23 protein-coding genes are annotated in these 22221 nt (G+C 72.3%); 18 read left to right on the forward strand and 5 right to left on the reverse strand.

What is annotated here, in order from left to right; translation table 11 throughout:
- Positions 1-5 precede the first annotated feature (5 nt).
- The 4 genes from MILUP08_RS35800 to MILUP08_RS07040 all read left to right on the forward strand — a co-directional run bounded on the left by MILUP08_RS35800 (position 6) and on the right by MILUP08_RS07040 (position 2099).
- The gene (locus MILUP08_RS35800; RefSeq protein WP_007456089.1) at positions 6-161 is read left to right on the forward strand and encodes a hypothetical protein; all 156 of its coding nucleotides are present in this window, start codon (positions 6-8) and stop codon (positions 159-161) included.
- Positions 161-1123, forward strand: coding sequence for a golvesin C-terminal-like domain-containing protein (locus MILUP08_RS07030; RefSeq protein ID WP_007456090.1), 963 nt, complete (start codon positions 161-163; stop codon positions 1121-1123). Before MILUP08_RS35800 ends, MILUP08_RS07030 begins: the two co-directional genes overlap by 1 nt.
- Positions 1124-1231: 108 nt before the next feature.
- Positions 1232-1690 carry a hypothetical protein gene (locus tag MILUP08_RS07035; RefSeq protein ID WP_007456091.1) on the forward strand — a complete coding sequence of 153 codons (459 nt, stop codon included), beginning with the start codon at positions 1232-1234 and terminating at the stop codon, positions 1688-1690.
- Between the two features lie 46 nt (positions 1691-1736).
- The gene (locus MILUP08_RS07040) at positions 1737-2099 is read left to right on the forward strand and encodes a hypothetical protein (RefSeq protein ID WP_237747040.1); all 363 of its coding nucleotides are present in this window, start codon (positions 1737-1739) and stop codon (positions 2097-2099) included.
- Positions 2100-2225: 126 nt separating this feature from the next.
- Here MILUP08_RS07040 and MILUP08_RS07045 read toward each other — a convergent pair whose 3' ends face one another.
- Positions 2226-3353 carry a glycoside hydrolase family 12 protein gene (locus MILUP08_RS07045; RefSeq protein ID WP_007456093.1) on the reverse strand — a complete coding sequence of 376 codons (1128 nt, stop codon included), beginning with the start codon at positions 3351-3353 and terminating at the stop codon, positions 2226-2228.
- Between the two features lie 300 nt (positions 3354-3653).
- Between MILUP08_RS07045 and MILUP08_RS07050 the strand changes: the two genes are divergently transcribed.
- On the forward strand, positions 3654-4760 hold the full coding sequence (locus MILUP08_RS07050; protein WP_007456094.1) for an FAD-dependent monooxygenase: 1107 nt from the start codon (positions 3654-3656) through the stop codon (positions 4758-4760).
- A gap of 129 nt (positions 4761-4889) precedes the next feature.
- Positions 4890-6647, forward strand: a complete 1758-nt coding sequence (gene ctaD / locus MILUP08_RS07055; protein ID WP_007456095.1) for an aa3-type cytochrome oxidase subunit I — start codon at positions 4890-4892, stop codon at positions 6645-6647.
- 222 nt (positions 6648-6869) lie between these two features.
- Here ctaD and MILUP08_RS07060 read toward each other — a convergent pair whose 3' ends face one another.
- From MILUP08_RS07060 to MILUP08_RS07075, 4 genes are read right to left on the reverse strand one after another with little or no spacing between them, the layout of a single operon-like run.
- The gene (locus MILUP08_RS07060; protein ID WP_007456096.1) at positions 6870-8120 is read right to left on the reverse strand and encodes an MFS transporter; all 1251 of its coding nucleotides are present in this window, start codon (positions 8118-8120) and stop codon (positions 6870-6872) included.
- 40 nt (positions 8121-8160) lie between these two features.
- A complete protein-coding gene (locus MILUP08_RS07065; RefSeq protein WP_007456098.1) occupies positions 8161-8742 on the reverse strand; it encodes an isochorismatase family protein in 582 nt (193 codons plus the stop codon).
- Positions 8743-8778: 36 nt separating this feature from the next.
- On the reverse strand, positions 8779-10065 hold the full coding sequence (locus tag MILUP08_RS07070; RefSeq protein ID WP_007456100.1) for a nicotinate phosphoribosyltransferase: 1287 nt from the start codon (positions 10063-10065) through the stop codon (positions 8779-8781).
- 16 nt (positions 10066-10081) lie between these two features.
- Entirely contained in the window at positions 10082-12760 is a 2679-nt protein-coding gene (locus tag MILUP08_RS07075; RefSeq protein WP_039905547.1) for a LuxR C-terminal-related transcriptional regulator, read from the reverse strand.
- Positions 12761-12957: 197 nt separating this feature from the next.
- Here MILUP08_RS07075 and MILUP08_RS07080 point away from each other — a divergent pair, with 197 nt between their 5' ends.
- The 12 genes from MILUP08_RS07080 (at position 12958) to rdgB (ending at position 22206) form a co-directional block, all read left to right on the forward strand.
- Complete coding sequence (locus MILUP08_RS07080; protein ID WP_007456104.1) at positions 12958-14199, forward strand: P-loop NTPase family protein; 1242 nt, start codon at positions 12958-12960, stop codon at positions 14197-14199.
- 17 nt (positions 14200-14216) lie between these two features.
- Positions 14217-14507, forward strand: a complete 291-nt coding sequence (locus MILUP08_RS36575; RefSeq protein ID WP_007456105.1) for a hypothetical protein — start codon at positions 14217-14219, stop codon at positions 14505-14507.
- A gap of 148 nt (positions 14508-14655) precedes the next feature.
- A complete protein-coding gene (gene clpS / locus MILUP08_RS07085) occupies positions 14656-14946 on the forward strand; it encodes an ATP-dependent Clp protease adapter ClpS (RefSeq protein ID WP_039905549.1) in 291 nt (96 codons plus the stop codon).
- A 2-nt stretch (positions 14947-14948) separates the two neighbouring features.
- Positions 14949-15443, forward strand: a complete 495-nt coding sequence (locus MILUP08_RS07090; protein WP_007456109.1) for a DUF2017 domain-containing protein — start codon at positions 14949-14951, stop codon at positions 15441-15443.
- Between the two features lie 52 nt (positions 15444-15495).
- The gene (locus tag MILUP08_RS07095) at positions 15496-15984 is read left to right on the forward strand and encodes a M67 family metallopeptidase (RefSeq protein ID WP_039907382.1); all 489 of its coding nucleotides are present in this window, start codon (positions 15496-15498) and stop codon (positions 15982-15984) included.
- 65 nt (positions 15985-16049) lie between these two features.
- The gene (locus MILUP08_RS07100) at positions 16050-16451 is read left to right on the forward strand and encodes a MoaD/ThiS family protein (RefSeq protein WP_007456112.1); all 402 of its coding nucleotides are present in this window, start codon (positions 16050-16052) and stop codon (positions 16449-16451) included.
- Between the two features lie 11 nt (positions 16452-16462).
- Positions 16463-17428, forward strand: coding sequence for a PLP-dependent cysteine synthase family protein (locus tag MILUP08_RS07105; RefSeq protein WP_007456114.1), 966 nt, complete (start codon positions 16463-16465; stop codon positions 17426-17428).
- A 226-nt stretch (positions 17429-17654) separates the two neighbouring features.
- A complete protein-coding gene (locus tag MILUP08_RS07110) occupies positions 17655-18398 on the forward strand; it encodes an MBL fold metallo-hydrolase (RefSeq protein WP_007456116.1) in 744 nt (247 codons plus the stop codon).
- A gap of 90 nt (positions 18399-18488) precedes the next feature.
- Positions 18489-19634 carry a glycosyltransferase family 4 protein gene (locus tag MILUP08_RS07115; protein ID WP_007456118.1) on the forward strand — a complete coding sequence of 382 codons (1146 nt, stop codon included), beginning with the start codon at positions 18489-18491 and terminating at the stop codon, positions 19632-19634.
- Positions 19631-20800 carry a glycosyltransferase gene (locus tag MILUP08_RS07120; RefSeq protein WP_007456120.1) on the forward strand — a complete coding sequence of 390 codons (1170 nt, stop codon included), beginning with the start codon at positions 19631-19633 and terminating at the stop codon, positions 20798-20800. Before MILUP08_RS07115 ends, MILUP08_RS07120 begins: the two co-directional genes overlap by 4 nt.
- 10 nt (positions 20801-20810) lie before the next feature.
- Positions 20811-21536, forward strand: coding sequence for a ribonuclease PH (rph, locus tag MILUP08_RS07125; RefSeq protein ID WP_039907386.1), 726 nt, complete (start codon positions 20811-20813; stop codon positions 21534-21536).
- Positions 21537-21588: 52 nt separating this feature from the next.
- A complete protein-coding gene (gene rdgB, locus MILUP08_RS07130; RefSeq protein ID WP_007456124.1) occupies positions 21589-22206 on the forward strand; it encodes an RdgB/HAM1 family non-canonical purine NTP pyrophosphatase in 618 nt (205 codons plus the stop codon).
- The last annotated feature ends 15 nt before the right edge of the window (positions 22207-22221 follow it).

Raw genomic sequence — 22221 nt, forward strand, 5'->3', positions numbered from 1 at the left:
CCGCCATGGCCCGATCCCCGTCCGTCCGTCTGCGCCGCCGTGGGGTGCTCGGCATCCCCGCCCTGGTGGCCGCCGCGCTGACCACACTCGCCGTCCGACCCGCCGCGGCGAGCGCCGCACCGAAGGCCGAGTGCCTGGCCGACCTGTTGCAGGACTCCTGATGGCGACCATCCCGTGGCTCGTGGACGTGCTGCGCGGCGCCGGAGTCCAGGTCGTCGTCGAGGGCGACTGGCTCAACCGGATGCGGCCCGGCTCCTTCGACCCGATCGGGGTGCTCTGGCACCACACCGCCTCGACCTCCAGCGCCAGCAACCCGCACCCGGCGCTCGGCATCTGCATCAACGGCCGCTCCGACCTGGCCGGCCCGCTCTGTCAGGCGCTCGTCGACTACAACGGCGTCTTCCACGTCATCTCCGCCGGCCGCTGCAACCACGCCGGGGTCAGCGGGGGCAGCGGACCCATCCCCGCCGGTGACGGCAACACCCTGATGATCGGGTGGGAGATCGACTACAACGGCGTCGACCAGGAGATGACCGCCGCGCAGTACAGCGCGTCGATCGCCGCGACCGCTGCCGTGCTCACCCGGCTCGGCCGGGACAGCAGCTACGCCCGGGGCCACCGGGAGACAAGCACCACCGGCAAGATCGACCCATCCTTCATCGACCTGAACGTGATGCGCGCCGACGTCGCCGCGAAGATGGCCGGCGGGACGGCGTGGTCCTCCACCGTGGACAACACGACCTCCGGCCGGTTCACGGCCAGCGCCAACTGGGGTGTCTCGACGTTCTCCAGCCAGCGGTACGGCGCCGACTACCGCTACGCCGACCCGGTCGCGGCCAGCGATCCCGCCTGGTACCGGTTCAACGTGCCGGCGACCGGCACCTACCGGGTCGAGGCGTGGTGGCCGACGAACAGCGGCTACAACAGCGCCACCCCGTACATCGTCGCCACCACCACCGGCAACAGGACGGTGTACGTGGACCAGCGGGCGACCGGCGGGCAGTGGCGCGTCCTCGGCACGTTCACCCTGCCGGCGGGCGACGCCAATCGGGTGGCCGTGAGCCGCTGGAGCAACGCGACGGGCCTGGTGATCGCCGACGCCGTACGCCTCACCCGCGTCTGACGCGCCCTGATCGACTCGATTTCCTGGAAGTCGGGGTGTCCCACGTGCGAGGATGCCCCGACTTCCAGGAACCCGAGTGGATCTCGGCAGGGTGGGGGTGTCCGAGGAGTGCCTGACGTCCAAGGTCTGCTCGCCGAGTTGTACGCCCTGCGCGGATTGACCGCTCAGGGCGCACATGTGCGCGATGGAGACATCCTGCAGTTCAGCCTTCTCGATGAGGCATGGGCGTATCGATGGGATGTCCGGGTCTACTCCATCGCCTGGCGGATCGAGTCCGAAGCAGACGTGGTGGTCGGCGCCGGTGACGACGGAGACGTTCTGCGGCGGGCCGTTGCGATCGTCGACGGCAAGGTTCTCGGTGCGGTGCAGGTGGAGGCGCCGAGCCTCGACACGACTCTCATCTTCGACGGCTGCCGGCTGCGCATCTTTCCCGTGACCGCCAGGTCCGACCCTAGCCGCTGGCAGCAGTGGTCGCTGCGATCGCCCACCGGGCGAATATTGGATGTCGGGCCTGGGCCTTCCTGGGGTTGGCGGAAGCGTGGAACCGGTGGCGCTGACTCAAGCTGACCAGAGACAGGTGCAGGGGCTGCTGACGCAGCTTGAGGGGGCCGTCGTGCGAGAGGCTCGTCTGAGCCCTCTCGGTGGAAGTTGGATAAGCGTCGAGTTGGGCCGCTCTCTGCTGTTCGTCAACATGGCCGCCTGGAGGCTCGAGAGCGACACGGACTTCCTCGCGGCCTGCGAAGACGATCGGGAGCAGATGGGGCGGATGATCACGGAGCTGGATGGCCGGCGGTTGGAGTCCGTCGAGGTCTCCCGGCACCTCGACCTGACCCTGACCTTCGAGGGGCTGAGGCTGCTGCTGTTCGCCTGCACCGGCCCCGACGGCGACGATGAGCACTGGTCTCTGCAACTCGCGACCGGCGAGACCCTGTTCGCCGGCCCTGGCGATTCCTGGACGCTCGCACAATCCCAGTGAGGCGGGTGGGGACGAGTGAGCACGACGCTCAGACGGCTGGTCGCGGGTCGCCAACGCCCGGCGCGTCCTCGATGAACGGGTCGCGCCGGGCGTTGGACCGGCATCACCGGGTGAACCTGGTCGTGCTCAGGCGCGGGAGCAGGTCGTCCCGTTGAGCGAGAAGCTGGTGGGGGACGAGTACGACCCGCTCAGCGTTCCCTGGTAGCCGAAGCTGGCCGTGCCGCCGGGCGCGACCGACCCGTTGTGGCTGACGTTGCGGGCGGTGACCGTCGACCCGCTCTGGCTCACCGTGGCGTTCCAGGCGCTGGTGACCTGCTGCCCGCCGGGCAGGCCGTAGGTGAGCGTCCAGCCGTTGATCGCGCTGGACCCGGTGTTGGTGATCTGCACGTCCGCGGTGAAGCCGTTGTTCCAGGCGTTCGCCGTGTACTTCACCCTGCACCCGGCGCCGCCCGACGGCGGGGGCGTCGGGGTGGACGGGTTGGTGGGCGGGGTGCCGCCACCGTTGACGTTTGCCGAGAACGAGGTCACCGCGAGACCGACGCCGCCCTGCCACGGCTCGAAGCCGGCCTGGATGCTGGTCAGGTACCAGGAGTTGCTGATCGCGCCCCGGTTGCGGGTGTCGTTGATGAAGTCCAGCACGCTGAAGTTCAGGCTGGAGGTCGTCGACTGCGCGACGTAGGAGATGACGTTGTTGGAGCCGTTGCTGCCCCGCCAGACCTCCCAGGTGCGGCCGGCCAGGTTGGTCGTGCCGACGACCGAGCCGATGGGCTGGATCGGTCCCTGGCGGTTGAGCCAGATCATGATCTCCATCTGGTTGACCCCGTCCCGCTTGGGCGACGGGTCCAGCCAGATGTCGTACGACGCGTTGTAGGTGGCGCCGCTGACGTACCGGTAGGAGATGCTGCTGGTGGCGCTGCTGATCTGACTCACCTGGATCGGCAGGTTCGTGCCGGGGGAGCAGTTGGTGTAGTGACAACCGAAGAAGATCGAGGGGTACGCCGTGGGCGCGCCGTTGGTGGGGCTGCTGCCGTTCAGGGTGGTGATCTCGAAGCCGTTGCTTGTGGCGTTGATGCACTGCTGGGCGGTGGTGCCCCAACGGTTGTTCTGCACCACGTAGCGGCCCCCGACGACGGTCGAGCCGTACTGTTCGCAGATCTGGGTGTCGGCGGAGGCGTTGCCGCCGAGGGCCACGGCGACGAGCGAGCTGGCGACCAGCAGGCCGGCGGCGGCCAGGGCCCGAAGTTGACGTTTCATGACACTCCTTGACTCGGCGCGTGCCGGGCGCCGGATGTGGTGGGGTGGTGCGGGAGCGCTCCCACGCTCAACGACACATTTACATGCCTGAAACTGAGGCGCAACCGCCCGCGTCAAACTGGTGAATTGTGAGGATTGCCATCCTGCCGCCGAACGGGCGTCGAAGGGCGGCCAGGTAAGCGGCGTGGACGGCCGACGAGCGGATCCGGCGGGCCGATCAGGCCCTGGTGTGCGCCGATAGCTCCGAGTAGCGTGTTGCCTCCGACGCGTGCCGCTCCCCCTCCGGAGGCGTACCCCACCATGGCAGGCTCCCCCCTGCGCATTCTCATCGTCGGCGCGGGCATCGCCGGCCTGGCCGTGGCCCGGGCCCTGCGCCTGGCGGGCTTCCGGCCGGACGTCACCGACAAGCTGCCCCCGGGGGAGTCGACCGAGACCGGCCTGTACCTGCCCGGCAACGCCGCCCGCGCGCTGCACCGGCTGGACCTGCACGACCCGGTCCGACCTCTCGGGCAGGTGATCCACCGGCAGCGCTTCTTCGACGCCGCGGGGCAGCCCCTGTGTGAGGTGGACCTCGACGCACTCTGGGCCGGCGTCGGCGAGTGCCGGGCACTGCCCCGGGCGGACCTGCACCGGGTGCTGCTCAGCGGCGCCGGCGGCGCCGTCCGACACGGCGCCGAGGTCCGCACCCTCGATCTGCTGCCGCGCGCCGTCGGGGTCACGTTCACCGACGGCACCAGCACCGAGTACGACCTGGTCATCGGCGCCGACGGGCCGCGCTCCTCGGTCCGGGCCCTGGCCGCGCTCGGCGGGCCACCCCGCCCGGCCGGGCACGTCGTCTACCGCGCCGTCCTGCGCGACGGCCCGCCCGTCACCGACTGGACCGCGCTGCTCGGGCAGCGCTCCGGTCTGCTGCTGGTGCCGATCGGGGAGGGGCGGCTGCACTGCTACGCCGACGAGGCGGGCACCGAGCCACCCGCCGACCCGCTGGCCCGGCTGCGCGAACTCTTCGCCGACTACCGGGGCCCCGTGCCCGAGGTGCTGGAGATGCTCGACCGGGTGCACGCCGGGATCACCGACGAGGTCGAGTTGGGCCGCTGGTACCGGGGGCGGGTGCTGCTGGTCGGCGACGCCGCGCACGCCACCGCGCCGACCCTGTCCCAGGGCGCCGCGATGGCCCTGGAGGACGCCGTGGTGCTGGCCGAGTCGCTGCGCGCCGCAGGCAGTGTGGAAGCGGCACTGGTGGCGTACGAGAGTCGTCGTCGCCCGCGTACCCGCTGGGTGGCCGACCGGACCCGCGACCGCAACCGGACCAGGGACGTGCCGCCGGCGCTGCGCGACCCGCTGCTGCGCGGACGTGGCGGACGCATCTTCGGAGAGCACTACCGGTTGCTGGTCGGCCCGCTGTAGGCCCGTAGTAGATCGTGTCACGCCACCCCACGCGGCGCTGCGACCTGCCGAGGACTATCCTCCTTGCGGATGACGGCCCGCAGATAACAGCGTGTGCCGAGCGGGACAACCGAGAACCGGAGGCCACTCGTGACCACCGTCGCACCCAAGCCGGTCGTGACCCGGCCCTGGCCGGTCCGGGAGCCGGTCAAGGGGTCGGCCATCGCGCGGCTGCTGCGTACCACGGACGCGAAGCAGATCGGGATCATGTACATGGTCACCGCGTTCGCGTTCTTCATGATCGGCGGCCTGATGGCCCTGGTCATGCGGGCTGAGCTGGCCCGACCCGGGCTGCAGTTCCTGTCGCCCGAGCAGTACAACCAGCTCTTCACGATGCACGGCACGATCATGCTGCTGTTCTTCGCGACGCCTATCGTGTTCGCCTTCGCGAACTACATCGTGCCGATCCAGATCGGCGCACCCGACGTCTCCTTCCCCCGCCTGAACAGCTTCGCCTACTGGCTGTACCTGTTCGGCGGCACGATGGCGACCGCCGGCTTCATCACCCCGGGCGGCGCCGCCGACTTCGGCTGGTTCGCGTACGCGCCGCTGAGCAGCGTCGAGCACTCGCCCGGCGTCGGCGCCAACATGTGGATCATGGGTCTGGCCATCTCCGGCCTGGGCACCATCCTCGGCGCGGTGAACATGATCACCACGGTGCTCACCCTGCGTGCGCCCGGCATGACCATGTTCCGGATGCCGATCTTCACGTGGAACATCCTGGTCACCAGCCTTTTGGTGATCCTGGTCTTCCCGCTGCTGGCCGCCGCGCTGTTCGCGCTCGCCGCGGACCGCATCCTCGGCGCCCACGTGTACGACCCGGCGACCGGTGGGCCAATGCTCTGGCAGCACCTGTTCTGGTTCTTCGGGCACCCCGAGGTCTACATCGTGGCGCTGCCGTTCTTCGGCATCATCAGCGAGATCATTCCGGTCTTCTCCCGCAAGCCGATCTTCGGCTACAAGGGTCTGGTCGCCGCGACCATCGCGATCGCGGCGCTCTCGATGAGCGTCTGGGCGCACCACATGTTCGCCACCGGCCAGGTCCTGCTGCCGTTCTTCAGCTTCCTGAGCTACCTCATCGCGGTCCCGACCGGTATGAAGTTCTTCAACTGGATCGGCACCATGTGGCGGGGCCAGATCAGCTTCGAGACGCCCATGCTGTGGGCGGTCGGCTTCCTGGTCACCTTCCTCTTCGGCGGTCTCACCGGTGTGCTGCTGGCCAGCCCGCCGCTCGACTTCCACGTGTCGGACTCGTACTTCGTGGTGGCGCACTTCCACTACGTGCTCTTCGGCACCATCGTGTTCGCGGTCTTCGCCGGCATCTACTTCTGGTTCCCGAAGATGTTCGGCCGGATGCTCGACGAGCGCCTGGGCAAGGTGCACTTCTGGCTCACCATGATCGGCTTCCACACCACCTTCCTGGTGCAGCACTGGCTCGGCGCCGAGGGCATGCCCCGTCGGTACGCCGACTACCTGCCCGGCGACGGCTTCACCACGCTGAACACGATCTCCACGATCGGTGCGTTCATCACCGGTATCTCCACGCTGCCGTTCATCTACAACTGCTGGAAGTCGTACAAGACCGGCCCGGTGGTCGAGGTGAACGACCCGTGGGGTCACGGCAACTCGCTGGAGTGGGCGACCAGCAGCCCGCCGCCGCTGCGCAACTTCGACCGGATGCCCCGCATCCGCTCCGAGCGGCCGGCGTTCGACATGAAGTTCCCGGAGCTGGCCGCCGGTCAGACCCTGGCCGGTCCGCCGGAGGGTGGCTCCAAGCCGCTCACCAGCGAGTCGGACGGCGGCGCTCGCTACAGCGAGGACACCGCCAGCGACCTCGACAGGCACTGACGCTCAACCCGCTCAGCCGTACGACGGGCGCCGCCCCCGGGACCACCCGGGAGCGGCGCCCGTCGCCATGTGCGCCCCCGCGCCCACCCTCGTCCGTGGCGGCTCTGACTGATGGCGGTCGCGAGCAGGTGCGCTGCGAACGAGCAGCGCGGCCTGGCCCGGCCCGGCGTCCGCGCGGCTCGGCTTGATTCGGCGTCGGCCCGGCCGGGGTCTGGGTTGTCCTCAGTGGGTGGCGGTGGCGAGTTCGGGCTCGGCGGGCGGCACCGACGCGCGGGCGTCGGCGTGGCGACGCCGGCGCAGCTCGCCGGGGAGCACGGCCAGGGTGACCAGTGCGCCGAGCGCTCCGGTCACTACGAAGCCCCAGAGCGGCGCGCTGGCGTCGATCACCGCGCCGGCGAGCGGTGCGCCGACCGCGATGCCGACGGTGACCGCCGAGCCGTGCAGGCCCATCGCCTCGCCGCGTACCTCGGCCGGGGCCAGGCGGCTGACGGCGTCGGAGGAGGCGGCGATGGTCGGCGCGCAGAGCGCGCCGGCGGGGATCAACGCCAGGCAGAGCAGCCACCAGTGTGCGCCGCCCAACCCGACCGGGATGGTGCAGAGCGCGAGCGCGGCGGTGAGGACCAGCGGGGAGAGCGAGCGGTGCACCGCCCCGTAGGCGAAGCCGCCGGCCAGGGAGGCGATGGCCCAGCCGGCCAGCACGGCGCCGGTCCAGTTGGCCTCGCCGCTGGCCCGCAGGACGGCGACCACTGCGACGTCGGTGCCGCCGAGCACGAGGGTGGCGGCGGTGCTGAGCGCCAGTACGGCGAGCAGCCGGGGCGTCAGCCATTCCCGGCGAGGCACGTGGCGCCGCGGGCCGGAGGGCTCAGCGGCACTGCGGATCGGTGGGTTCATCAGCCACAGGGCGATCCCGGCGGCGACGATGCCGCCGCCGACGAGGTACAGGGTGGTCTGCGCCGAGATCGCGGTGACCAGGGCCACCGCCAGCGCCGGGCCGATCATGAAGGACAGCTCGACGGACATGGAGTCCAGCGCGTACGCCTGCCGTCGTTGATCTTCCGGGACCAGCGCGGCGATCGACTGGCGGACCACCGAGAAGATGGGCAGCGCAAGCGAGCCGGCCACGAAGGCGGCCGGCAGCAGCAGCGCGTACGACAACGACGGCGCGGTGGTCCAGAACACGGCCTCGGCGATGCCGGTGAGCACCAACACCGGACGCAGGCCACGCCTGTCGACCAGGCGGCCGAGCAGCGGCCCACCGATCGCCGCGCCCACCGTGACCGCGGCGCCCACCAGGCCGGCCGCCCCGTAGCCCCGGTCGAGATCGAGCACCACGTGGAAGGTGAGCGTCACGCCGGTCGCCGTGAGCGGGATGCGGGCGAGGACGGCGACCAGCAGCAGCGACCGCAGGCCGGGCAGGGCGAGGGCTGTCCGGTAAGGCTTCATGTTCACGTTGGTCCGTACCTCCGGCGACATCCTCGACGGGCGGCGGACCGTTGGCCAACCAATTACCGCCTCATGCGGCCCTGATCACAGGCTCGCCGTGCAGGATCACGCCGGCGCCGTCCATCGCCCGCAGCGCCACGTCGGTGGTCTCCGGAGCGACCGCGGCGGTCAGCTCCAGCAGGACGGTGGTGGCGAAGCCCTCGCGGGCGGCGTCGAGCGCGGTGGCGCGGACGCAGTGGTCGGTGGCGATACCGACCACGTCGACCCGGTCCACGTCGTGTCGACGCAGCCAGTCGGCCAGGCACTCGCCGTCGTCGGCGTGCCCCTCGAACCCGGAGTACGCCGCCGCGTGCTCGCCCTTGTGGAAGATCGCCTCGACCCGCCCGGTCTCCAGCTCCGGGTGGAACTCCGAGCCGCTGGTGCCGACCACGCAGTGCCGGGGCCACGACTCCACGAAGTCCGGCGGATCGCCGAAGTGCGCGCCCGGGTCGATGTGGTAATCCTTCGTGGCGACCACGTGCTGCCACCGGTCCGGCTCGGCGGCGAGCAGCCGGGAGATCCCGGCGGCCACCCCGGCGCCGCCCGGGACGGCCAGCGAGCCGCCCTCACAGAAGTCGTTCTGCACGTCCACGATGATCAGCGCGTCGGCCATCGGGATCTGCCTCTCGGGTCGGGTTGGCGGAGGGGCTCAGGCGGCGGGTACGACGGTGACCGGCACGGCCGGGTCGCCTGCGGAGAGCTTCAGCCCCTCCCAGGGGATGGAGATGAGGCACTCGCGCAGGTGCTCCCGGGACTCGTCGAGGGTGGGCAGACCCACGGGTTCGCCGTCGATCACGTACGAGCGCTGGAGCAGCCGGTCGTTGGCCTGCCGGTCGGGCACACCCTGCGGGACGATGATCTCCTCCGTGGCGGTGCCTGTCGGCTTGTGCCGGCGGACCGCGACCTTCCGCCCACCGATTGTCGCCTTGTGCTCGGACCGCTTCACCACCGGGCGGCCCTCGACCTCGACGAGCTTGTAGACCAGCCCCGCGGTGGGCGCCCCGGAGCCGGTGACCACTGCCGTCCCCGCGCCGTACATGTCGACCGGCTCGGCGGCCAGCGCGGCGATCGAGTACTCGTCCAGGTCGCCCGACACGATGATCTTCGTCTCGGTGGCGCCCAGCGAGTCCAGCAGTTCCCGGGACTGCTGCGCGATCACCGCGAGGTCACCCGAGTCGATCCGGATCGCCCGCAGCTCCGGCCCGGCCACCGCGATCGCGTTGCGGATGCCCTGGCTGATGTCGTACGTGTCGACAAGCAGGGTGGTGTCCTTGCCCAGCGTGGCCACCTGCGAGGCGAACGCGGCCCGCTCGTCGTCGTGCAGCAGGGTGAACGCGTGTGCCGCCGTGCCCGCCGTGGGGATGCCGTATCGCTCCCCGGCGGCGAGGTTGGAGGTGAACCGGAAACCGGCCAGGTACGCGGCCCGCGCCGCCGCCACCGCCGCCTCCTCGTGTGCCCGGCGCGATCCCATCTCGATCAGCGCCCGGCCCCGGGCGGCGGTGACCATCCGCGCCGCGGCAGCCGCCACCGCGCAGTCGTGGTTGAGCACGGAGAGCGCCACCGTCTCCAGCACCACGCACTCGGCGAAGCCGCCGGAGACGGTCAGGATCGGCGAACCGGGGAAGAACAGCTCACCCTCGGCGTACCCGTCGATGTCGCCAGTGAAGCGGTAGTCGGTGAGCCAGGCCGCGGCCGCCTCGTCGACCACGCCGGTGCGGCGCAGGAAGTCGACCTCCGCCGGGTCGAACCGGAAGTCGCGGATCAGCTCGATGAGCCGCGCGGTGCCGGCGACGACGCCGTAGCGCCGGCCGCTGGGCAGCCGTCGGCTGAACACCTCGAAGACACAGCGGCGGTCCGCGGTGCCGTCCTTGAGTGCCGCGCTGACCATGGTCAGCTCGTAGTGGTCGGTCAGCAGCGCGGGGCGGAGGGTGCTCACCGCCCCAGCCTAAGGTTCAGCTCGCGCCGCCGCCTTCGTGGCCCGGGATCGACCGCAACGCGGCCCACAGCTCGGACCGGCCGGTGACGCCGAGCTTGGTGTAGATCCGCTGCAGGTGGTTCTCCACGGTGCGGGCGGAGAGGTAGAGCCGTTCGGCGATGGCCTTGCTCGTCGCACCGTGCGCGGCGAGGCGGGCAACCTGCCACTCGCGTTCGGTAAGCACCGGCGCCCCGGCCCGCAGCGCCGGCGTGCGGATCAGGTCGCAACGGCCGAGCAGCCCCGCCAGACGCTCACGCGCCTCGCCGGCCGCCGCCGAGTGTTGCTGGCGCAGCAGGTGCAGGGCCTGGGCGGTGGCCTCGGCGGCGTACACGGTCAGTTCCAGCGCGGCGTAGTCGTCGGCGACCGCGAGCAGATCCGTCGGAGAGTCGGTCACCGCGGCCCGGGCGTGCCGGGCCAGCAGCGGCGGGAGCACCCCGTCCACGCGCTCGGACAGCTCGGCGAGGCGCTGCGCCACGGTGCGCCGCCCGCCGTCGGAGCAGGTCGGCCCGACCGGCGCGCCGGCCTGGTCCAGGCGGACCAGGTCGTGCAGAACGTGCACCTCGTGCCCGGCGAAACCGTCCGCGCGCAGCCGGTCGGCCAAGTCGGTGAGATGCTTCGCCGCGCCCGGCAGGTCACCCGACGCGGCGAGCACCGCGCCGCGGGCCTGCTCCAGCCACGGGTAGAGCACCGCCATGCCCGGCGCGTGGGTGCGGTCGGCCTCGGCCATCGCCTCGGTGGCCTGCGCCGCGTCGCCGCGCAGCGCCGACGCCTGGGCCCGCTCGGCCTGGGCCAGACCGGCGTAGACCCGGCTGGTCGCCAGCACCGCGCACGCGCCCAACGACGTCCGCATCGCCGAGTCGCTCTGCCCGCGCAGCCGCGCGGCGTACGCCTGGAGGATGGCCAGGTAGCCGGTGCCGAGCCGGAAGTCACCGGCGCCGGCCAGGTCGGCGAACTCGTCGGCCACGATCGCGTCGATCCCGACGAGGTCGCCGGTGAGCATGAGTCGGGTGCCGCGGGCCAGCTCCAGGGCCAGTTGCAGATAAGGCATGTCGGTACGCCAGCTCGCCGCGGCGGAGTGCACCTGTGCGATGGCCGCGCCGCTGCGGGTCAGCTGACCCTGGGCGGCCTGGACGTACGCGATGGTGCTGCGGGCCAGCTCGCGGGCGGCGATGCTGGCTGCGGGCCGGTCGAGCACGGTCTGACTGAGCCGTACGGCGGTGGTCGTGTCGAGCCGGTGCAGCCGCATGATCGCCTCGAAGGCGTGCACCCGGGCACGATCGGCCGAGTCGCCGAGCTGCTCGACCCGGCTCGCGATCTCCTCCACCGTGGACTCTCGACTGAGCCCCCAGTAGCTGACCATGCCGCGCACGGTCAGCCACCGGCAGAGCCGGCGCTCGTCCCCGGCCTCCAGGGTCACGGCGTCGAGGACGGTGATCGCCTCGTCGGGCCGGTCGGCGAACATCAGGATCGTGGCCAGCAGCTCCGCCGCGTCCGAGCCGCCGTCGGCGTGCAGCGCGGCCCGGGCCAGCCGGGTCGCCAGCGGTACGTCGTAGCGGGTGAACGCCTGCATCGCGGCGTCCACGAGCAGGGCGGCGTCCTGTGCGGTGCCCGAGTCCAGTCGCCAGACCGCCACCCGCAGCAGGTCGTCGCGGCGGCGCTTGCCGACCTGTTCCAGAAGCTCGGCGAGGTGCGCCTGGAGGCGTCGGGTGCGGCTGACCGGGCACCGGCGACGCATCACCTCGCCGTAGAGCGGGTGGGCCAGGCGTACGTTGGTCCGCCGGTCGTGCTGGACGACGGTGATCAGGCCGCGCTCCTCGGCGAACTCCACATCGGACTGCTCGGCGGCCTGGTTGAGCAGGTGCAGGCCGAGCGGCTCGCCGAAGGCGACCAGCTCGACGACCGTGCGGACGCCGTCGGTGAGCTGCCCGACGCGGGTGTCGATCAGCTCGGTGAGGCTGGGCGCCAGCTCCAGCCGCCCGGTCCACTTCCAGATCCCGTACGTGCGCTTCAGCTCCTCGCTGCCGTTGGCGGCGTGCACCAGCTCGCGCAGCAGCAGCGGGTTGCCGGCCGACAGCCGGCCGAGCCGGTCGGCGGAGCCGGCGTCGACCGGACCGCCCAGGATCGCCGCCAGCAGGCCGGCGGTCTCCGACGGTGGCATGGGGGTCAGCTCGACGTGCTCGACCAGGTCGTCGGTCCAGAGTGCGCGGATCGGCAGCGGAATCTGTTCGCCGTCGCGCAGGGTGCCCACGACTGTGGCGTTGTCGGCGCGGGCGACCAGATGAACGAGCGCCGCGGAGGGCGGGTCGAGCAGGTGCGCGTCGTCGATGGCGAGCACGATCCGGCGGCCGGCGGCCTGCTGTTGCAGAACACCCAGCGCCCAGCGGAGGATGCCGGCGGGGGAGAGGCCCTGGGGCTGCTCCGCCGGGAGGACCTGCACCAGCCCGCCGAACGGCAGCGCCGCCGTGGTGGCGCTGGCCGCGATGGACCAGATCGCGTACCGGTCGGTGGGCAGGGTGCCGACACCCTCGCGCAGCAGCCGGCTCTTGCCGATGCCCGCGCTGCCACTGAAGAAGAGCCCTCGGCCGGCCTCGCCGGTCACCGCCGCCAGCAGGCGGTTGAGCTCGTCGGTTCGGCCGACGAACTTCCATCGACTCATCCGCGCAGCATATCCCTCGGATTCCGTCCGCGCCCGCATCGTCACGCACCGAAGTTGAGTAGTCGCACAATTACCGGTGAGTATCCGAAGTGTTCCGCCTGGTCGGCCGGCCGAACGTACTCTTCCGACATCCGGGTAGTGTCACCGGAATTTCCACGCGACCGGCGCGCCGGTCGCCTGCCCCGGGAGGCCACCCGATGCAGCAGGGCCCTCTCCCCTCACTCGACTCGGCAAGCGACGTGTCCAGCTCAGCCGACCTGCCGAGCTGTGGCCCGCTGCCCGCCGAGCCCGGTGTGTCCACTCCCCGGGCGGACGAGCCGCTCGGCGTGGTCGCCGTCGGCCCCGCCGGCGCCGACCGCCGTGCGGTGCTCGCCAGCCTCGTCGGTCTCGACCCGGTGATGCTCACCGTGCCGGCGGGCAGTTGGCTGCTGGTCCGGCACGCCGAGGTGCCCACGCGGGCGGCGTTCGTCCCGGGCTACCGCCAGCCGCACTCCTACGGCGCGGACCGGGACGCCGCAGGCCCGGCGTTGGCCCGCCCGCCGCGACGGGTCGAGCTGAGCGTGCCCGAGCCGCTGCTGCGCCATTTCACCCTGATCGACACACCGGACACGGGCGCACTCGGCGTGGCCGGCGTCCGGGTGCTGCGCGAGGCCGTCGGCCGGGCCGGCGCCCTGCTCTTCGTGATCGCGGCCGACCAGGCCTTCACGGCCCAGGAGCTGAACCTGCTCGCCGAGGTGGCCGCGGCCCCGGTGGAGGTCGTCTTCGCGGTGAGCCCGGGTGCGGCCGGTTGGGGGCCGCTGGCCGACGGCGTGGTGATGACGGAGGACGCGGGGGCGTCCGTCTCGCCGGCCGACGGTCGGGCGGGGGAGGTGGACCCGGTCGCGGTGACCGTCGAGGCGCACCGGGCGGCGCTGCTGGCCGCGGTCCCCTCCCTGGCCGGCGCGCGGTGGTTCCCGGTCGACGGGGCCGACTCCGCCGGCGACCTGCGGCGGGCGCTGGTGGGCTGGTCGGCGAGCGAGGGGTTGCAGCGGGCCAGCGCCGATCCGCCGGTGCTGCCCGGGCAGCACGACCGGGTGGCGGTGTCCGCCGACCCGGGGGACTGGTCCGAGCGGCTGGACCGGCAGACCCGCTCCTGCGCGCAGCGGATCCGTCAGCACCTGGCCCTGGAGTTGGCGAACGTCCATCTGCGGGCCGTCCAGGAGATCGTCTTCGGGGTCGGCTGCGCCGGCCTGCCGGACCTGCTCGACAGGGAGATGGCGGCGCTGTCGCTGCTGGCCACCGCGCAGTGCGACCACGCGGTGCGGGGCATCGTGGCCGACGCCGCCACCCAGGTGCTCGGCGCGGCGCCGGCGGAGGGCGTCCGCCGTCGGATCGCCACCGCCGTCCAGTACGGCCTGGCCGACCACCGCGCGGGCGCGACCTGGACCGGGTCCTGCTGATCACGAGTACGGCGGGTGTGGCCGGGCTGACCGGCACGGAGGCGATCGACGCGCTCGCCGGCTATCCGACGCCGACCCGCGACGAGGTGCTTCCTCCGATCGCGGTGGCGCTCTCCGGCGGGTGCTGGCAGCAGTGGCGTACGCCAGGCAACGACGACCACAGCGCCGCGCGGGCCTGGTCCCAGCGGGCGTTGCGGGAGGTCGAGTTGGAGCTCTCCCGGGAGATCTCCCGACGGTTCGAGGTGATCCGCCTCTCGCTGGGCGTGGTGCTCTCCGATGCGGTCGACCACGGCATCCTGCTCGCCTGACGGCGTGGTCACCTCCTGGCTCGGGTCCGTCCCGCGCCTCGCGTCCGACGGGCTGCGGGGCGGCTCCGGGGTGGCCACGGCGGGTGATCCTGGTCCGCCCGGCGTTCCGGTTCCTCGGTTCCGGGAAACCGGTGGCACGATGGGGGGCATGGCGGCTCCACAGGTTGCACCGGTCGAGACGCCGGCCACTGACGACGTGCCGGCGCCCGACCGGCAATGGGTGACGATCGTGTGGGACGACCCGGTCAACCTGATGACGTACGTGACCTGGGTCTTCCAGAAGCTGTTCGGCTACAGCCGGGAGAGGGCGGAGCAGCTCATGCTGGACGTGCACCACAAGGGCCGCGCCGTGGTCTCCACGGGGGCCCGGGAGCGGATGGAGCACGACGCGTCGCAGTTGCACGCGTACGGGCTGTGGGCGACGGTGGACCGCTCGTGAGCATGTTCCGGCGGCAGGCCGGCCGCTATGTCGCCACCTTCGCGGTGGACGAGGTGCGGGTGCTGCGCAAGGTCGCCTCCGAGGTGGTCGGCCTGCTCACCGACGGTTTCGACCACACGGACCCGGTGGTGGGCCGGTTGTTTCCGGCGGTCTACCCGAAGGACGCGAGCGGCACCGCGGAGTTCCGCCGGTACACCGAGGGTGATCTGAAGACTGCCAAGATCGATCAGGCGGGGGCCATCCTGGCCGCGCTGCCCGACGAGGCCGGCGGCGAGGTGCGGTTGGACGCCGAGGCGGCCGAGGCGTGGCTGCGGGCGCTCAACGACGCGCGGCTCGCGATGGGCGTCCGCCTGGAGATCAAGGACGGCACGGACCTGGGTGAGGAGTTGGACGACGCGGTGACCGAGGATCCCGGTTCCAGTCGGGTGTTCCAGCTGTCGGTCTACGCGTATCTCGGGTATCTACAGGAGTCGCTGCTCAACGCCTTGATCGACTAGGCGTGACCGGCACCACTTCAGGGCCTGCCCGGTAGGCGTTAGGCTGGTGCACGTGCTGAGCATCGACCGGTCGATCATCGACGCGATCGTCGCCCACGCGCGCCGGGATCACCCCGACGAGGCGTGCGGCGTCGTCGCCGGCGCCGTCGGCAGCGACACCCCGACGCGGCACATCCCGATGGACAACGTCGCGCGGTCGATGACCTTCTACGAGTTCGACTCGATGGAGCATCTGCGGGTGTGGCGGGAGATGGACGACCGGGACGAGGAGCCCGTCGTCATCTACCACTCGCACACCGCCACCGAGGCCTACCCGTCCCGGACGGATGTCTCCTTCGCCGGCGAGCCGGGCGCGCACTACCTGCTCGTCTCGACCCGGGAGCCCGACTCGGAGGAGATCCGGTCGTTCCGGATCGTCGACGGCGTGGTCACCGAGGAGCCGGTCCGGATCGTGGAGGCCGGGGTCGACCCGCACGCCGTGCAGTCCTACATGTTCGGGCAGAGCCCGGCGACTGTCGACTACGAGTGTTCCGGCCGCTGACCCGTCAGCGTTCGCACCCGTTCGTTCCGTCACCGTTGGCACACCCGTTTGAGGAGCACGACATCATGGCCATCGAGATTCGCATCCCCACCATCCTGCGCAGCTACACCGGCGGCGCCAAGGTCGTCGAGGGCGCCGGCGACACGCTTGGCGACCTGCTCACCGACCTGGACTCGCGGCACGCCGGGCTGCGTGGCCGCCTGGTCACCGAGGCCGGCGCGCTGCACCGTTTCGTGAACGTCTACGTCAACGACGAGGACGTCCGCTTCCTCGGCGCGCTCGACGCGAAGCTCTCCGACGGTGACAGCGTCACCATCCTGCCGGCCGTGGCCGGCGGCGCGTTCGGCTTCGCCGCGGCAGCGGCGATCAGCTCGCACAGCGCGGCGGCAGCGGCGATCAGCTCGCACAGCGCGGCGGCAGCGGCGATCAGCTCGCACAGTGCCGCGACCGCCGTCGCCGCGCGCTGAGGGCGGCCGCCATGGCGCGGTACGACAGCCTGCTCGACGCCTGTGGGGGCACTCCGCTCGTCGGTCTGCCCCGGCTCTCTCCGACGGTGCCCGACGGCGCTCCGCCGGTGCGGCTCTGGGCCAAGCTGGAGGACCGGAACCCGACGGGCAGCATCAAGGACCGCGCGGCCATGTTCATGGTCCGCGCGGCGGAGGAGGCCGGCCGGCTTCGGGCGGGTGACACGATCCTGGAGCCGACCAGCGGCAACACCGGCATCTCGCTGGCCATGGTGGCCAAGCTGCGCGGGTACCGGCTGGTCTGCGTGATGCCCGAGAACGTCTCCACCGAGCGGGTCCAGCTGCTCCGCATGTACGGGGCGGAGATCATCTTCTCGGAGGCGGCGGGCGGCTCCAACCAGGCCGTCGCGACGGCCAAGCAGATCGCCGCCGAGCACCCGGACTGGGTGATGCTCTACCAGTACGGCAACGAGGCCAACGCGCGGGCGCACTACGAGACGACAGGCCCGGAGCTGCTGCACGACCTGCCCACCATCACGCACTTCGTGGCCGGGTTGGGCACCACCGGCACCCTGATGGGGACCGGGCGCTACCTGCGCGAGAAGGTCGAGGGCATCCAGGTCGTGGCGGCCGAGCCGCGCTACGGCGAGCTGGTCTACGGGCTGCGCAACATCGACGAGGGGTACGTGCCGGAGCTGTACGACGCCTCGGTGCTGTCCCGGCGCTTCTCGGTCGGCACCCGGGACGCGGTGCTGCGTACCCGTCAGCTCGTCGAGGTGGAGGGCATCTTCGCCGGGTTCTCCACCGGCGCGATCCTGCATGCCGCGCTCGCGGTGGCGCACGAGGCGGTCCGGGACGGCCGGCGTGCCGACGTGGCGTTCGTGGTCTGCGACGGCGGCTGGAAGTACCTGTCCACCGGCGCGTACGGCGGCACCCTCGCGGATGCCGAGGAAGCGCTGGAGGGTCAGCTCTGGGCCTGACCGCAGGGGTCCTGCTCGAACGGGTCGTCGGCGTACGCGTCGGCGGCCCGTTCGTCACCCCGGCTCGCTGTGAGCAGGTGTCACGTTCGTGACAACTTCCAACGGATGATTCTTGTCGCCGGGCACCCCAGCGTAGGCTGCGCAGCGTGGCGTACGCGTCGGTAGAGATCATGGCCGGGACGACCGCCGGCATAGATGCTACTGACAGTAGCAGTGAGACAACCCGATGCGACTGACCGTCCTGGGATGTGCCGGTAGCTTCCCCGGCCCGGAGTCGCCGTGCTCCGCCTATCTCGTCGAGGCCGACGGCTTCCGCCTCCTGGTCGACTTCGGCTCGGGGTCGCTGTCCAGCCTCCAGCGGTACGTCGGGCTGCACGCCCCCGACGCCATCCTGCTGACCCACCTGCACTGTGACCACATCCTCGACGCCGCGTCGTACGTGGTGGTCCGCCGGTACGCCCCGGACGGCCCCTACCCGCCGTTGCCGGTGTACGCGCCCTCCGGCGCCCCGGACCGGCTCAGCGCCGCCTACGGCGACGACGGCACGGTGGAGGACGTCTACCAGTTCTACGCGTTGCAGCCGGGCACCTTCCCGATCGGGCCGTTCACTGTCACCGTCGACCGGGTCAACCACCCTGTCGAGACGTACGGCGTGCGGTTGGAGCACGGCGGTCGGTCGCTGTGCTACTCGTCGGACACGGCGCCCTGCGACGCGTTGCTGCGCCTGGCCCAGAACGCCGACGTGTTCCTGTGCGAGGCCAGCTACCTCGACGGCGCGGACAATCCTCCGGACCTGCACCTGACCGGCCGGGAGGCCGGCGAGACGGCGACCAAGGCGGTGGTGGGCCGGCTGCTGCTCACGCACCTGGTCGCGGCCTGGGGCAGCGAGGCGCACACGTTGGAGTCGGCCGCCGCCGCGTACACCGGGCCGCTCGAGGTGGTCCGGGCCGGCGCCAGCTACGACATCTGACGCTCCTCGCGGCGGTGTTGTGCCGTACTGTTCGCCGGCCGGTCAGCGGCCGGTCGCCTGGCGCACCCGTGGCACCCGCACGGTGTGGGCATGCGGATCGCCATCGTGACCGAGTCGTTCCCGCCCGACGTGAACGGCGTCGCGCACTCCGTGGTGCGCACGGCGGAGCACCTGCTGGCCCGGGGCCACGAGCCGGTCGTCATCGCGCCCGCCCCGCCGGGGGCGACGCGGCGGGACATCGAGGGGCTGCCGTACCCGGTGGTGCGCATCCCGAGCGTGCCGCTGCCCCGCTACCAGGGCTTCCGGCTGGGTGTGCCGACCACGACCCGGCTGGCGGGGGCGTTGCTGTCGGCGGCGCCCGACGTGGTGCACCTGGCCAGCCCGTTCATCCTCGGCGCCCGGGCGGCCACGCTCGCCAGCCGGTACGGGTTGCCCATGGTGGCGGTCTACCAGACCGACGTCGCGGCCTACGCCCGGGCGTACCGGGTGAGTTGGGGTGAGGCGGCCGCGTGGCGGCGGCTTCGGGAGATCCACAATCTGGCGCAGCGGACCCTCGCGCCGTCGACCCGGGCGGCTGCCGACCTGATCGCCAACGGGGTGCAGCGGATCTGGTTGTGGGGCCGGGGGGTCGACGCGGTCCGGTTCGATCCGGCCAAGCGGTGCCCGGACCTGCGGCGCCGGCTGGCCCCCGGCGGGGAGCTGCTGGTCGGCTACGTCGGCCGGCTGGCCCCGGAGAAGCGGGTGGAGCTGCTGGCGGCGACGTCCCGGCTGCCGGGTGTGCGGGTCGTGGTGGCCGGTGACGGTCCGGCCCGCCGCCAGCTGGCTCGGGCGCTGCCGGGTGTGCACTTCCTGGGGGTGCAGCACGGCGAGGACCTGGCCCGGCTCTACGCCAGCCTGGACGTCTTCGTGCACACCGGGCCGCACGAGACGTTCGGTCAGACCCTCCAGGAGGCGCTGGCCTCGGGGGTGCCGGTGGTCGCGCCGGCCAGCGGCGGGCCTGTCGACCTGGTCGACTCGGGAACGACAGGTCTGCTGGTCCCGCCGGCCGACGGGGACGCCCTGGCCGCCGCGGTGGCCGCGCTGGCCGGGGACGCCGACCGGCGGCGGGCGTACGGGGTGGCCGCCCGGGCCGCCGTGCGCCGGCGCAGTTGGGCGGCCGTCGGCGACGAGCTGGTCGGGCACTACGCAGCGGTACGCGCCCAGGCCGCCACCGTCGGCCTGCCGGCCGCGTCGTGACGGGGACGGCCGGCGGGCTGCGGATCGTCCGGCTCGCGAACTTCGTGACCGCGCGCTCCGGTGGCCTGCGCACCGCGCTGCGGCACCTCGGCGAGGGCTACCGCGCGGCGGGGCACGATCCGGTGCTGGTGGTGCCCGGTCGACGCGACGCCCACGAGTGGCACCCGTGGGGTCGGGTGGTGACCCTGCCCGGCGTGGAGCTGCCCGGCACCGGCGGCTACCGGCTGCTGGCCGGCCGGCAGCGGCTGGCCCGGGTGCTCGCCGAGCTGGCCCCGGACCGGCTGGAGGTGTCCGACCGGTCGTCGCTGCGCTGGACGGGGGCCTGGGCGAAGGCGCACGGAGTGCCGTCGGTGCTGGTCTCGCACGAGTCGCTGACCGGGCTGCTCGGCCAGTGGGGTGTGCCCGACGTGCTGCGCCGGCCTGTCGCCGACCGGCTCAATCGGGCCAGCAGCCGGGCGTACGACCGGATCGTCTGCACGACCCGGTGGGCGGCCGAGGAGTTCGACCGTATCGGCGCCGACAACGTGGATCTCGTGCCGCTCGGGGTGGACCTGGACACCTTCCACCCGGACCGGGCCGACCCGGAGAGACGCGAGCGCTACGCCGACCCGACCGAACTGCTGCTCGTGCACTGCGCCCGCCTGTCGCCGGAGAAGCGGCCGGAGTTGGCCGTGCAGACCCTCGCCGAGCTGCGCCGGACGGGCGTGCCGGCGGTGCTGGTGCTGGCCGGGGACGGCCCGTTGCGCGCGTCGCTGGCCCGCCGGGCCGCCGGCCTGCCGGTCACGTTCACCGGTTTCCTGCCCGACCGCGCCACGGTGGCCGCGCTGCTCGCCAGCGCGGACGTGGTACTGGCGCCCGGACCGGTGGAGACCTTCGGCCTGGCCGGGTTGGAGGCGCTGGCCTGCGGCACTCCGGTGGTGGTGAACGCCGCGAGCGCGTTGCCCGAGGTGGTCGGCTCGGCCGGACTGGCCGCGTACGGCTCCGGGGCGTCGATGGCCACGGCCGTGACTCGCCTCGCGGCCCGGCCGGAGGCGGCGCGGCGGCGGGCCGCCCGGGCGCGGGCGGAGGAGTTCGGCTGGCCGGCGGCGGTCGCGGGATTCCTGCGGGTGCACGACGCGGACGCTGCTCGGGACACCCCGGGGGAGGCGGATCGCCGCACCGCATAGGGTGCAGGGCATGGCGCGACCTGACGGGCGAGGGCCCTCTCAACTCCGACCGGTGACCCTGACCCGAGGCTGGAGCACCCATCCGGAGGGCTCGGTGCTCGTCGAGTTCGGCGGCACCCGGGTGCTCTGCACGGCGAGCGTCACCGAGGGCGTGCCCCGCTGGCGCAAGGGCTCCGGGCTCGGCTGGGTGACCGCCGAGTACGCGATGCTGCCCCGGGCCACCAACACCCGCTCGGACCGGGAGAGCGTGAAGGGCCGCGTCGGTGGCCGTACGCACGAGATCTCCCGCCTGATCGGGCGTAGCCTGCGCGCCAGCATCGACCTCAAGGCGCTCGGCGAGAACTCGGTCGTGCTCGACTGCGACGTGCTGCAGGCCGACGGCGGTACCCGTACGGCCGCGATCACCGGCGCGTACGTGGCGCTGCACGACGCGGTGGGCTGGCTGGCCGCCCGCAAGGCGTTGGCCGGCAAGCCGGAGAAGGTCATGCACCGCTCCGTCGCCGCCGTCAGCGTCGGGATCATCGCGGGTGAGGCGCGACTGGACCTCTGCTACGAGGAGGACGTGGCCGCCGAGGTGGACATGAACGTGGTGTGCACCGGCGCGGGTGACTTCGTCGAGGTGCAGGGCACCGGCGAGGCGGGCGTCTTCGCCCGCGACCAGCTCGACAGCCTGCTCGACCTGGCCGTGGCCGGGTGCGCCGAGTTGGCCGAAGCCCAGCGAAAGGCACTCGCGTGAGCGCGAGGAGTGAGCTTGCGAGCCCCGCAGTCGCTAACGAAGGTGAATCAGCGTGAACAAGGTCCTGCTGGCGACGCGTAACCGTAAGAAGCTGGTGGAGCTTCAGCGGATCCTCGACGGCGCGCTCGGCGCGCACCGGATCGCCCTGCTCGGCCTCGACGACGTCGACGAGTATCCGGAGCTGCCGGAGACCGGCCTCACCTTCGGGGAGAACGCGCTGATCAAGGCGCGGGAGGGCTGCCGGCGTACCGGGTTGCCGACGATCGCCGACGACTCCGGGCTGGCCGTGGACGCGCTGAACGGGATGCCGGGCGTCTTCAGCGCCCGCTGGTCCGGCACGCACGGCGACGACCGGGCCAACCTCCAGTTGGTGCTGGACCAGATCGGCGACGTACCCGACGAGCACCGGGCCGCGTCCTTCGTCTGCACTGTGGCGCTGGTGCTGCCCGGTGGCAAGGAACACCTGGTCGACGGTCGGCAGTCCGGCCGGGTGCTGCGCGCGCCGCGCGGCGACGGCGGGTTCGGCTACGACCCGATCTTCCTGGGTGACGGGCAGGACCGGACCAACGCCGAGTTGACCCCGCACGAGAAGGACGCGGTCAGCCACCGGGGCAAGGCGCTGCGCGAGCTGGCCAAGCTCGTCGCGAAGGTGCTGCCGCCCGCCGCCTGACCCGCGGCGGGCGAC

The sequence above is a fragment of the Micromonospora lupini str. Lupac 08 genome (genome assembly GCF_000297395.2).
Lineage (GTDB): Bacteria > Actinomycetota > Actinomycetes > Mycobacteriales > Micromonosporaceae > Micromonospora > Micromonospora lupini.